The sequence below is a fragment of the Lawsonibacter asaccharolyticus genome (assembly GCF_022453915.1).
Taxonomy (GTDB): domain Bacteria; phylum Bacillota; class Clostridia; order Oscillospirales; family Oscillospiraceae; genus Lawsonibacter; species Lawsonibacter asaccharolyticus.
On sequence record NZ_CP091870.1, the window covers coordinates 868,307 to 880,997 of the forward strand.

Sequence of the window (12,691 nt, forward strand, 5' to 3'; positions counted from 1 at the left end):
ACCCTGAGGGAATAGTGCTGTTGGATATAAAAAGTAATATGGACAGGCTGCCTCTGAATAGCTATAAGACACAAGCGAACAGAAAGGTTGTGCCGAGATTGAGTGAATATGAATTGGATGCGCTCCAACAAATTGACCTTGCTGCTTTGGAGGCTGTGGATGTCCAAACAGTATCCCCTGATGATCTGGTCGATTTGAAGGATATCCAAATCGACCCTTCCCTTCCGAAGGAGGAGCGGATCGCATCTTTTATCCGACAGGTTAAAAATCCCTATTGCTACAAATGCGGAAAGATCGTGGTGAAGGTGGGGTTTGAGGAAGGAACGACCCTGGAGGAACAGCTGAAGACGATCTTCTCTACTATGATCTAGCCAGCTCCGCCTTGAGGTACAGCTTTTTTGGATCTGTCTGTTGCCGAAACCTGAAATTTAAGCTGGACACCGCGAGGCGGTGTTATAATGTGTCTGGAGCGGATCAGAAAATACAGCACTCATAAAGGTTTCTGCGAATTGGATGGTCCATTGGGAGGAAACCTTTATGAGTGCTTTTTTTGCATCATCAACTGCATCACATGGACAGATCTGGGATGTAGATATCTATGTGCGCGCATCCCGCGAGGACGGCGACAAGGAACAGAGCGAAACCATTAGCAACCAGATCACTATGCTGACCGATTTTGTCCATGGGAGGCCGGAGCTCCGGCTGCACGAGATCCGCAAAGATGACGGTATTTCCGGTGTGACCTTTGACCGTCCGGGCTTTCATGCAGTCATGGACGATGTGCGCTCCGGCGCAGCAAATTGTGTGGTAGTCAAGGACCTCTCCCGGTTCGGACGGGACTATATCGAAACCGGTAAATACCTGGAAGAAATTTTTCCCTTTATGGGGGTCCGCTTCATTGCTGTCAATGACAATTACGACAGCATGGCGGAACGCTCCGCCGCAGACGATGTGGTGCTGCCCTTCAAAAATCTGGTGAACGACACCTATGCCAAGGATATCTCCATCAAGGTCCGCAGCAGCAAGGCTGTAAAGCGCAGAAATGGCGATTTTGTCGGTCCCTTTGCTGCCTATGGCTACTGTAAGGACCCGGAGAATAAAAACCAGCTCATCATTGACGAAGGAGCCGCCGAAACTGTTCGACAGATTTTCAGCTGGAAGCTGGATGGTATGAGCGCCCAGGCTATCGCGGACCAGCTCAACAGCAAGGGCGTACTGTCTCCCATGGAGTATAAGAAATCCATTGGGTTGAACTTCAAAACCAGCTTCAAGCTTAACAAAATGGCGAAATGGACCGCTGTGGCGGTGCTCCGCATCCTGAAAAACGAACTCTATATGGGGACAATGGTTCAAGGCAGAGAAACGACGCCCAATTACAAGGTCAAGACCCGTATTTACCAGCCTCCGGAAAAGTGGAGTCGTATTGCAAACGCCCATGAGCCGATCATATCTCCAATGATCTTTGCCCGCGTCCAATACTGCCTTTCCCTGGATACCCGTTCCGCCCCCCACAGTAAGCAGGTCTATCTATTTTCCGGGCTCCTGGTCTGCGCGGACTGTGGTCAGCCGATGATCCGGCATCCGGTTCAGAGAAAGGGAAAAGAGTACATCTACTATGTCTGTTCCTCGGCCAAATGTGGAAAAAAGTGTGAGAACCACAATATCCGGGAGGAGTATCTGAAGGAAAGTGTGCTGGTCTCCATTCAGGCGCGCATCCGCAGTGTGATCGACCTGGAAAGCTTGGTTCGCTATGTGGATGCACTTCCCTTACAGCAGCGGGAGATCATCAGGCTCCAGGCCCAGCTCGCCCAAAAGCAGGAGGAAGCAGAGCGGTACAAGAGGCTTTTTCGCTCCCTTTATGAACGGCTTTCAGAAGGCATTTTGACCCAGAATGAATTTTTAGAGTTCAAAGCAGTCTATGCCCATCGTTGCGACGAGGCAGAGCGGGCGGCTGGCGCGCTTCAAAGGGAAATCAAGGCGGCAACAGCGGGAACCAGTGGAACCTTTCGGTGGATCGAAGACTTCAGGGAACATCGAAACCTGACGAAACTCACCAGAAAAGTGGTTGTCATGCTGATAAAGCAGATCAAGGTCTACAAAGATCAGCGCATCCACATCCAATTCTACCAAGAAAACGAATGCCGCTGTCTGGCTGAGCGGATCATGTCAGCCGCCGACGGCCAGCCTGCGGCTGATTACAGGAAGGGGGATAAGGATGGCGAGGACCAGCCGTAAACAGATACATCAGCAGACAGACCTTGCTCAGGCCCCTAAAACCTATCTGGGCGGCGCTTATCGCCGCCTTTCTGTGGAAGATGACCGCCACCGGGACCGCCACTCTCTGGAAAACCAGGAAAACATTATTCTGGACTTTTTAAAAACACATCCTGATATCCGTCTTGTGGAGGTCTACACCGATAACGGAGAGACCGGAACCAAGTTTGACCGGCCGGATTTTCAAAGGATGATGGAGGATGTGCGTTCCGGGAAGATCAACTGCATCATCGTCAAGGACCTCTCCCGCTTTGCCAGGGACTTCCGGGAGGCTGGGCACTATCTGGAACAGATCTTTCCCTTTTTGGGAGTCCGCTTTATCTCTATCAACGATCACTATGATTCCAGTGATCCGAAGCCTGATAAGGAAGGAATCGCCATTCCCGCAACGAACTTGATCAATGAGCTGTATGCCCGTGATATTTCCCAAAAGGTCAACAGCGGCCTGAAAACGCTGCGAAGTGCGGGGAAATTTGTGGGTGCCCTGGCGCCTTATGGGTATAACAAATCCCCCCAGGATAAGCACCAGCTTGTGGTGGACCCTCCTGCAGCAGAGGTCATTCGGAATATTTTCCAATGGCTCCTGGATGGCTGGAGCGACTGCCAGATCGTGTATCATCTGAACCAGCAGGGGATCCCATCGCCAGGACAATACCGCTATGAGCAGGGCCTTCTAAAGCATGAGCGATATGAGAACTGCGGTCCTTGGAACCGGACCGCGATCAAAAGACTGGTCCGGAACCGTGTCTATGCTGGAGATATGGTACAAGGGAAACGGAGCAGCTCCTATTTCAGCCGCCCTGGGCCAAGGCCGGAAAGCGATTGGGATATCGTAGAGGACACCCATGAAGCGATCGTGAGCAGGGAGACCTTTGATGCGGTCCAAAATCTTCTGAAGGACCGGACGGACTTGTTTAAAAAGCGGGCCGAGAAAAATAAGGGACTGACTTTCCATCAAAATCTTCTGCGTGGCGTGGTGTACTGCGGTGGCTGCGGCCGTCCTATGGAGCGCCTTTATTATCGCTCCGGCAGACACAAGAAAGGAGAACGCCGTGTCTATTACTATACCTGCCAGACCTTTACCAAGCGATCCAAAAGTCTGTGTGCCAGAAATATGGTTTCGGAGAAAGAGCTGCGGGAGGCGGCCCTTTCTACGATCCAGGCTCAGATCCGCATTGCCGCCGACTTGAAAAGGATAGCAACGGAGGTGTGGGATACGGGGGAAACCAAAGACCAAATCGCGGATATGGATGCCGAGATCCGGACCCTTCGACAAAAGCTGGCCCGCAGCAGCACCCTAAAACGCGGCATCTATGAGAACTACATAGAAGGCGTCTTAAGCAAGAGCCAGTATCTCTCTGCCAAGGAAGAATACACAAAGACGGAGGCGGCATTCCAGCAGCAGATCGACGCCCTCCTGAGTCAGAAACGCTGCATGGCCGAACACCTGACTCTCAATAACAGATGGCTGAAAGACTTCCTGAACGATGAGAGGGGTATGGAGCTTTCTCAAAAAATGCTGGCCGGTCTTGTGCAGCGGATCGATATATTTGAGGAAAAACGGGTGAGGATCACGCTGAAATTTCAGGATGGATACCATCTGCTTACTGATCATTTGACGGAGAGAGCTCATAGCAGAGAGAAGGTGGCGGGATGAATGAACTGTTTGCTCCCCCGGAAAGCGGCCTTTTGATCTCCTATCTTCGAGTGTCTTTGGAGGATGAAAACACAGGGGAATCGGAGAGCATTTCCAATCAGCGGGATTTGATCGGCTGCTATCTGAAGCAGCATCCGGAATTTACAGCCTACAAGGTCATGGAAGTGGTGGATGATGGACACAGTGGGACCAACTTTGACCGTCCAGGCATCAAACGCGTGTTGGAGCTGGTACGGCAGCGGAAAGTCGCGGCCATTCTTGTCAAAGATCTCTCCCGTTTTGGCCGGAATTACAAAGAGGTCGGGAGCTATCTGGAACAGGTGTTTCCCTTTCTTGGGGTCCGTTTTATATCTGTCAACGACGGCTATGACAGCAACGAATACATTGGCTCAACCGGGGGCCTGGACATTGCCTGCAAAGCTCTGGTTCACGATCTTTACAGCCGGGATATTTCCCGAAAGGTAAAGAGCAGCCGATATGCCCGCCTGCGGCGTGGCGATTACTTTTGCAGCGTTGCTCCCTACGGCTATGTGAAAAGCAGTGAAGATAAGCATAGACTGGTGATCGACCCGCCAGCGGCCAAAGTGGTCCGGCGTATTTTCGATATGACCCTGGCGGGCTTTTGCACCACGGAAATTGCCAGAACGCTTAATCTGGAAGATGTGCCCTCTCCCCTGATCTACATGAGGCAGAAGTATCCGGGCAAAAAGATAGCGGCCCTGGAGGATGGTTTTTGGAACAATTTTGTGGTGCTGTCCATTCTCTATGAGGAACGATACACCGGCAAGGCCATCAGCGGTATGCGCCCCAATCTTCGGGTCGGCAGCAAGCAGCGCCGGAAAACAAAAAGGGAGGACTGGATCATCGTTCCCGACTGTTTTGAGGCCATTGTCTCCGAAAACGAGTTTCAGGAGGCGCGGCGGTGTATCGACCATTTGGAAAAGAGAAAAATGACAGCACCGCCGCACTTGTTCTATAAAAAGCTGCACTGTGCGGGATGCGGCAGGGCCATGCGCCGCAGCAACACCACGGTCCGATACTTTTATTGCAATACCAGGAAATTCCGCGATTCTCCCAACTGCATGGAAGGCAGACTGATGGAGCAGGACCTGATAGACGCGGTCCTGCTTGCGATCCGGCAGCAGGCCAGGATCGTTGTGGATACGGGCCAGCTGATTCAGCAGGCAAAGAAAAATCGCGGTACACGTGTATCCATACTGGAACAGCAGATCAGAGCCTTAGAAAAGCGGATCAAAGCATCAAATCGGTCCCGAATAGAGCTGTTTGAGCAGCTGAACGATGGGGTGATCTCGACTGAACAGTATAAGACAAGACGTGACCACTTAAGCAGACAGATCCAAGAGCTGGAGGCACAGAACAGACAGCTTACTAAACAGATGAGGGAGCTGCAGGGAAATGCCACAGAGAATGGCTTTGTTTGGCTGTTCCGCCCCTGCGAGCAGGTCGAGTCTTTGACCCAGGAGATCGTAGATGCCCTGATCCGCTCCATTCGGATCTACAGGGCGGACCAAATTGAAATACAATGGAAATATTTAGATGATTATAAAAAATGCTTGGATCTCTTGAAAGATCAAACGGACAGGAAGGCGGTGTGATCCTATCAGATAAGCCCCTTGTTGGAGTATCTTAAAACACGATCGCGACAATTTGAAATCATAAATGGCAGACTTGTGATAATATTTATCATAAGCCTGCCATTTATTTGTCGTATTGGAGGAAGTGGCTTTTTGCTTACTTGACAGGTGAGGGCCCGGGAATACCCTGAGGGCCGGTAGGGCCAGTGGCACCGTTAGGTCCAGGGATACCCTGTGGGCCGGTGGGGCCGGTGGGGCCGGTCCCGACGGGCGGGATGGGCCCGGGGCAGATAGGCGGGCAGGGAGCAGGGCCAGGCCCAGGGCAGATAGGCGGGCAGGGAGCAGGCCCAGGCCCGGGGCAGATGGGCGGGCAGGGACTGGGGCCGGGCCCGGGACAGACGGGCTGGCAGGAAGGCGGGCAGGAGCACGAGCAGCGGCTGCCCGTACCCTGGGAGCACATGGAGTCCCAGCGTGTCAGACTTCTGTCTGAAGGAAGATAACGGTTCATTTGGGTCTCCTTTTCTTCATTCAAGATTGCGTGGCTTTGCCACAGCCCATTCTATGCGACTGCCGTTCTTCCGGTGCGCCTCCGCGCCCGGCCGTCCTTTCCCGCAGCCGCCCCTTTACAATCCAGAACATTTCTGACATAATGGAGGCAAACCACCACCATTCACCAGGAAAGGCCGTGTTGTTATGTCTGACCGCCCCTATGTTCTCGCCCTGGATCAAGGCACCACCAGCAGCCGATGCATCCTGTTTGACCGGCAGCAGAATATTGTCGGCCTGGCCCAGCGGGAATTTGGACAGCACTACCCAAAGCCCGGCTGGGTGGAGCATGATCCCATGGAGATCTATTCCAGCCAATACAGTGTCCTCACCGAGGTGCTGGCCCAGAGCGGGGTGGACCCCGCCCAGGTGGCGGCTATCGGGATCACCAACCAGCGGGAGACCACCATCGTTTGGGACCGGGAGACAGGCAGGCCGGTGTACAACGCCATCGTCTGGCAGTGCCGCCGCACCGCGGCCCTGTGCGAGGAGCTGAAGGCGGATGACGAGCTCACCTCCTACATCCGGGAACACACCGGCCTGCTGCCGGATGCCTATTTTTCCGCCACCAAACTGAAGTGGGTCCTGGACCACGTGGAGGGGGCAAGGGAGCGGGCCCGTCGGGGGGAGCTGCTCTTTGGAACGGTGGACTCCTGGCTCATCTGGAAGCTCACCGGCGGCCGGGTCCACGTCACCGACTATACCAACGCCAGCCGTACCATGCTCTTCGACATCCAGCGCCTGTGCTGGGATGAGCACATCTGCCGGACGCTGGACATCCCCATGGAGATGCTGCCTCAGGTGAGGGACTCCAGCGCGGTGTATGGCACTGTGAACCTCCAGGGAATGGAGGTCCCTATCGCCGGCATCGCCGGTGACCAGCAGGCGGCCCTGTTCGGGCAGGCCTGCTTCTCTCCAGGGGAGGCCAAAAACACCTATGGGACTGGCTGCTTCCTCCTGATGAACACTGGGCGGGAGCTGTGCCGGAGCAGGAACGGTCTGCTCACCACCATCGCTGTGGGCCTCAACGGTTCGGTGCAGTATGCACTGGAGGGCTCTGTCTTCGTGGGCGGAGCGGTGATCCAGTGGGTACGGGACGAGCTGCGGTTTTTCAGCGAGTCCCGGGATGCGGAGTACTACGCCCAGAAGGTGCCGGATACCGGCGGGGTCTATCTGGTCCCGGCCTTCACCGGCCTGGGGGCCCCCTATTGGGATATGTATGCCAGGGGCTGCCTGGTGGGGCTCACCCGGGGCACGACCCGGGAACACATTATCCGAGCGGCCCAGGAGTCCATCGCCTACCAGAGCTGGGATCTGGTCCGGGCCATGGAGCAGGACACCGGCCTGCCCCTGGCCGAACTCCGAGTGGACGGCGGGGCCAGCCGGGACCGGTTTTTGATGCAGTTCCAGGCGGATATCCTGGACAAGCCGGTCCGCCGCCCCATGATCCGGGAGACCACCGCTCTGGGGGCTGCCTATCTGGCGGGCCTTGCGGTGGGGGTGTGGGACAGTCTGGATGAGATTCGCGCCCAGTGGACCCTGGACAGACTGTATCAGCCCCAGATGGAGGAGCCCGTCCGCCGGTCTCTGCTGGCTGGATGGCACAAAGCCGTGGGCCGCAGCCTGAATTGGGCAGAGCCGGAGACATGATAAAAGGTGGCGTCCATCCGCACACTGCGGATGGACGCCTCAGCTTGTCAAAAAGCCCTCCTGCAAGGAGTTCCGGCGCCCGCAGGCACCGGAATCAAATTGGAGCACGTCATTTCCGGGGGCGTGTACCTCGGAAATGACACCTCTTACGCAAGATAGGACGACTTTTCCGAGAGGAATCAAGGCCTATCTTGCGTGCTTACTTTCTCGAAAAAGCGGCTCTGCCGCTTTTTCGACAGTCTGTGGCGTCCATCCGCACACTGCGGATGGACGCCTTTCGACTCTTATGCCATGCCTGTGAACCGGTCCAGGAGCTGCTTCTCCTCCACAGGGAGCACCCGCCTCCGGTCCAGCCACAGCTCACAGATCCCGGAGTCGCCGCAGTCCACAAAGTAGCGGACCAGCCGCTCCCCTTCCTGACACACCACTCCGGAGCGGCTGTATGCTCCGGTCCCGTAGCGGTAGGAGGACCACAGAATGTCGTGCTCCAGCGCCCGATCCCCGCCGCCCCCTAGAAGCCGCAGCCCGCCAGTGACTGCGCCGTCCTTGGTGAGCGAGACAGGGCCGCCGTCCTCCGGCTGGACCAAGGCATAGCCCGGGGGCAGCTCCATGCGGCAGTAGGGAGTCTCTCCGGCACGGCTCTGTCCCATGCCCAGCAGGGCTGCCCCCAGCAGCAGACCCACGCACAGCAGCACCGCGCGGGGAAGTTCCGATTTTCGCCTCGTCATCAACGCCCCCCGTTTGTTTTTTTCAGCCTATCACACTCCGCCTGGTGCCGCCACCGCAGGGAGGAAAAAAGTATGTAAAACCTGTATGGAGGTCTTGGCCCCGGGCTTATGATGCCCTGAAACGGCGGCGCTATTCGTCGTGTTTCGTCGTGCGCCGACAAAACAACAGGATGAAAAAATATTTGGGAGGCCCCTTCGGTCCTCCCAAACGATTCAGAGCTCGGCCAGCTGGGCCTGATAGAGGTCCTCGGTCCTGGCGTCAAAACAGACAAAGGTGACCTGGGGCCCTTCCGGATGCTCCTCCAGGAAGCGGCGGACAGTGTCCACCGCGATCCGGGCGGCCTGATCCGGCGGATAGCGGTACACCCCGGTGCTGATGGCAGGGAAGGCCGCGGTGCGGCAGCCCAGCTCCAGGGCCAGAGCCATGGAGTTTCGATAGCAGTCCGCCAGCAGTTCTGCCTCCCCATGCCCGCCTCCGTGCCACACGGGGCCCACTGTGTGGATGACGTATCGGGCGGGCAGGCGGTAGCCTCCAGTAGCCTTGGCCTGGCCGGTGGGACAGCCGTGCAGAGTGCGGCACTCGGCCAGCAGCTCCGGCCCGGCCGCCCGGTGAATGGCCCCGTCCACCCCGCCGCCTCCCAGCAGGGAGGTATTGGCGGCATTGACGATGGCGTCCACCTGCAATTTGGTGATGTCCCCTGTGACAGCGCGCAGTTCCATGGAAAGCCCTCCTGTTTTCTGAATTTTGGGATGCTTCTAGTGTACCACGCCCGGCCCCGGAGCACAAGGAAGAGGCGCGTATTATGTAGGTCTCAGCGGCACCATCAGGGCGCGGGCATTGACTCCCGACGGCGCACACCGCATGCCACTCAGAGCAGGTCACGTTCTGAACGTCACAAAAGTGATCAAAGCTGGAGATGCCCGGAGCGGCTGTGTCACCACTTCACAGCACAGGGGCCCGCAGGATGCCCCGGTGCAAGTACCGCAGAAACCAGCATCTTCAGGCCGCAGAGGAGGGACTCAGAAGCCCGGCAGCATCGGTAGGCATTTCAGAAGGGCACTCCCATGGAGAGCAGGGGGCTCCGGCAGATCATCCATCTGCCTCCTCCTGGGGCTGAGGATGGCCGCCGCGCCGGGCCAGGAAAAGTCCGGCGCACAGGGCGGTGAAGGGGGCCACGGTGACCAGACCGAAGGAGCCGATGACGGTGTGGATGATCTCCGCCGCCACATACTTGTAGTTCAGGATGTGGTCAACCGGGGTGCCCTGGGCCATGAAGACCATGAGCAGGGCGATGTAGCCGCCGGAGTAGGCGAAGAGCAGGGTGGTGGTCATGGTGCCCATGGCGGCCCGGCCCACGTTGAGGCCGGAGCGGGCGGCCTCCTGCCAGCTCAGGTCGGGACGCTTCTCCACCACCTCGTGGACGGCGGAGGTAATGTCCACGCTCAGGTCCATCACCGCTCCGGAGGCCCCGATGAAGATGGAGGCCATAAAGATCTGGGTCAGGCTCAGGTGGGCGTAGCCGGAGTAGAGCAGGCTCTCGGAGTAGGACATCACTGCCCCGTGGATCTGGAACAGGTCGGTAAAGAGGATGCCCAGCACACAGGTGACCAGGATGCCAAGAAAGGAGCCGGATACCGCCGCCCAGCACCGCCGGTCAAAGCCGTACACCAGAGCGATGATCAAAATGGTGAGAAAGAGGGTGATGGCCAGCCCGACCCAGATGGGGTTCCAGCCCTTGAGGTAGAGGGGGACCAGGAGCTTCCACAGGCAGAGCACCGTCAGTACGAAGGAGGCGATGGCACGCACCCCGGTGCGCCCAGCGAACAGGATGAGGAAGAGGGCAAAGCCGGCGGCCATCAGGGCCTCCCAGCCCAGGCGGTAGTGGTCACTCATGGTGACATTGGTGATGGTGTCCCCGTCGTGGCTCACCACCACCTGGGCCCTGTCCCCGGGAGAGAAGAGCTTGTCCTGCTCCAGAGAGCCGTTGAGCATGTTGATCCCGGTGACCGTCCTTCCCTGAAATCTGCCGTCCAGGATCTCAAGCTGGCAGCGCTGCTCACCAGAGCGGACCAGGCCGGTGTCGATGATGGCGGAGTTGTCTGTCTCCAGCACCCGGGCGGTGCAGCGCTCCGCCTCCTGGTAGATCAGGGCGCCCTCAAAGCCAGTGGGCAGGACCAGAAGGAGCAGGATGGCCAGCAGGCATACCAGCACAGGAGCTTGGTAGGAAAAAGAATGGGATCTGAGGCGGTCGAGCATAGATGAAAACTCCTTTTCGCATGATTTCGGGGGACAGGAAAATGTCTCATTCCAGAACACAGGGGCGGCCCGCCCCCGGCAAATATGCCGGAGGCGGGCCCGGAAGGGGCGCTGGAGGGGCTGCCTGGACCGGCTCAGGCGATGTTCAGCAGGTCGGCCAGCTTGTTGTAGATGTCGGTGTTGTCATAGTAGCCGTTGAACATCTCGCTGCCTGCGCCCTCGGCCAGGACTGCCACGGGCAGACCGGTGTGGCTGTAAGAGGTGAAGGAGATGCCGGACTTGTTGTTGATGATGTGGGTGATGGTGACAGAGAGGGGCTCGTAGGTGCCGTAGAGCACATACTCCGCTTGGTCGTACTGACTGGAGGCGGTACCGTTGATGCTCTTTTCATAGGCGGCCCGCAGCTGCTCCATCTCATAGGCGGTGAGGACCAGCTTGTCGCCCTCCTCGCCCTGGGCCTTCAGGCCAAAGAGCTTCTCAATGTCGGCCAGCACGGTCTCAAAGGGGGTCTTGTTGGCCTTATAGGAGGCCACATAGTCGCTGTCGTACTTGGCGAAGGAGATCTTTTGGTTCTCCAGCAGATCCAGATAAGTGTCGTAGTCGGTTCCGGCGAAGCCGATGGTCAGGCCGCCGGTCTCATGGTCGCCGGTGACCAGGATGAGGGTCTCGTCAGCATGCTCCTTGGCGAAGTCGATGGCCACCTGTACCGCATCGGCCAGGGCCTGGGTATCGTGGATGGAGGAGGCGGCGTCGTTGGCGTGGCAGGCCCAGTCGATCTTGCCGCCCTCGCACATCATAAAGAAGCCGGTGTCGTTGTCCAGCACTTCGATGCCCTTGGCTACATAGTCAGCCAGAGCCCACATGTCGTCGGTGCGGTCCAGCTCATAGGCCATGGCGTCGGAGTCGGCCAGGTCCTCGTCGATGATGATGGCTTTCTCTGTATTGGTGCCGATGGCGTCGGCCTCGGCGTGGGTCTTGGCCACGGTGTAGCCGGCCTCCTGGGCCAACTCATACAGGTCGGTCTGGTCTCCGCTGCTGCCGGTGGGCTTGAGCAGTCCGCCGCCGGCAAAGTAGTCGAAGCCAGACTCGACCAGCTCCAGGCCGATCTCATAGTAGCTGCTGCGGCTGGCCTGATGGGCATAGAAGGCGGCAGGGGTGGCGTGGTTCAGGTTGACGGAGGTGATGACGCCGATCTCCCAGCCCTTCTGGGCTTTCAGCTGCTCGGCAATGGTCTCATACTCGATGGTGCCGGTCTCATCCACATTGATAGAGCCAGAGTAGGTCTTGTGGCCGGTGGAGATGGAGGTGGCGGTGGAAGCGGAGTCGGGGGCGAAGGAGTTGGAGTCATAGGTGACGGCGGAGCCGGCAGCCTCAAAGTTCATAAAGTTGAGGTACTCGGGGCCGTCGAGGATGGCGCCCTGGTTGTCATCCAGACTGGGCTGGGCCTGCCAGTAGTCAGCATCCTTCAGGGCACCCAGGTAGTCGGAGGTGGACTGGATCTGGGGGTAGCTCATGCCGTCCCCGATGAACAGGAAGACGTATTTAGGGGACTTGACGGACGCGGCCGCAGTGGCAGTCAGAGCGGCGGTATGCGGTTCCTGAGACTCCTGCGGGACCTGGGCGGCGTTGGCGGCGCAGCCGGCCAGCGTGGCGGCGGCCAGGGCACAGGACAGAAGTGCGGTTGCGATTTTTTTCATGTTTGTTTGTTCCTCCCAATTTCTCTTGGACAGTTTGTGACCGCTGGGTCAAGGCTATTCTAGCGGCTCTGCGTTAAGTCCAAAACAGCTGAAGTGTGAAATCTGCGTTAAAGAATATTATCGGCTCAGCAGCCCATGCCCGCACAGAGAGAGCGAGCGGAGCGGCAAGGAACGGAATAGAGGAACACGGCGTTTTGATTCAGATTCAGACAATGAAGGGACACAGGAGAATGTCATATAGGCATGACTATAATGTACAAATTTTGAAATTGAATTTTGTACAGGAC

10 protein-coding genes are annotated in these 12,691 nt (G+C 57.5%); 5 read left to right on the forward strand and 5 right to left on the reverse strand.

Translation table 11 applies throughout. The annotated features are described in order from the left end of the window. Positions 1-98: 98 nt before the first annotated feature. From L9O85_RS04010 to L9O85_RS04025, 4 genes are all read left to right on the forward strand, one after another. A complete protein-coding gene (locus L9O85_RS04010; RefSeq protein WP_276757926.1) occupies positions 99-371 on the forward strand; it encodes a DUF6870 family protein in 273 nt (90 codons plus the stop codon). 166 nt (positions 372-537) lie between these two features. Next, positions 538-2,235, forward strand: a complete 1,698-nt coding sequence (locus tag L9O85_RS04015) for a recombinase family protein (protein WP_301579665.1) — start codon at positions 538-540, stop codon at positions 2,233-2,235. Further along, positions 2,216-3,931 (forward strand): recombinase family protein, encoded by a 1,716-nt coding sequence (locus L9O85_RS04020; protein WP_276757920.1) that lies wholly within the window; start codon positions 2,216-2,218, stop codon positions 3,929-3,931. Before L9O85_RS04015 ends, L9O85_RS04020 begins: the two co-directional genes overlap by 20 nt. Then, positions 3,928-5,547 (forward strand): recombinase family protein, encoded by a 1,620-nt coding sequence (locus L9O85_RS04025; protein WP_108979502.1) that lies wholly within the window; start codon positions 3,928-3,930, stop codon positions 5,545-5,547. Before L9O85_RS04020 ends, L9O85_RS04025 begins: the two co-directional genes overlap by 4 nt. Before the next feature lie 194 nt (positions 5,548-5,741). Here L9O85_RS04025 and L9O85_RS04030 read toward each other — a convergent pair whose 3' ends face one another. Then, entirely contained in the window at positions 5,742-5,984 is a 243-nt protein-coding gene (locus L9O85_RS04030; protein ID WP_301579666.1) for a hypothetical protein, read from the reverse strand. A gap of 235 nt (positions 5,985-6,219) precedes the next feature. On the opposite strand from L9O85_RS04030, the gene glpK reads away from it, so the two are divergent. After that, on the forward strand, positions 6,220-7,722 hold the full coding sequence (gene glpK, locus L9O85_RS04035; RefSeq protein ID WP_108979496.1) for a glycerol kinase GlpK: 1,503 nt from the start codon (positions 6,220-6,222) through the stop codon (positions 7,720-7,722). A 284-nt stretch (positions 7,723-8,006) separates the two neighbouring features. On the opposite strand, the gene L9O85_RS04040 is transcribed toward glpK, so the two are convergent. The 4 genes from L9O85_RS04040 to L9O85_RS04055 all read right to left on the reverse strand — a co-directional run bounded on the left by L9O85_RS04040 (position 8,007) and on the right by L9O85_RS04055 (position 12,404). Then, positions 8,007-8,450: a hypothetical protein gene (locus L9O85_RS04040; protein ID WP_301579668.1), complete on the reverse strand. Its 444-nt coding sequence runs from the start codon at positions 8,448-8,450 to the stop codon at positions 8,007-8,009. Positions 8,451-8,663: 213 nt separating this feature from the next. Continuing rightward, positions 8,664-9,170 carry an O-acetyl-ADP-ribose deacetylase gene (locus L9O85_RS04045; RefSeq protein ID WP_276758717.1) on the reverse strand — a complete coding sequence of 169 codons (507 nt, stop codon included), beginning with the start codon at positions 9,168-9,170 and terminating at the stop codon, positions 8,664-8,666. 370 nt (positions 9,171-9,540) lie between these two features. Continuing rightward, positions 9,541-10,707, reverse strand: a complete 1,167-nt coding sequence (locus tag L9O85_RS04050; protein ID WP_050625163.1) for a YibE/F family protein — start codon at positions 10,705-10,707, stop codon at positions 9,541-9,543. A gap of 134 nt (positions 10,708-10,841) precedes the next feature. Then, positions 10,842-12,404 (reverse strand): alkaline phosphatase, encoded by a 1,563-nt coding sequence (locus tag L9O85_RS04055; protein ID WP_108979492.1) that lies wholly within the window; start codon positions 12,402-12,404, stop codon positions 10,842-10,844. Positions 12,405-12,691 lie beyond the last annotated feature (287 nt).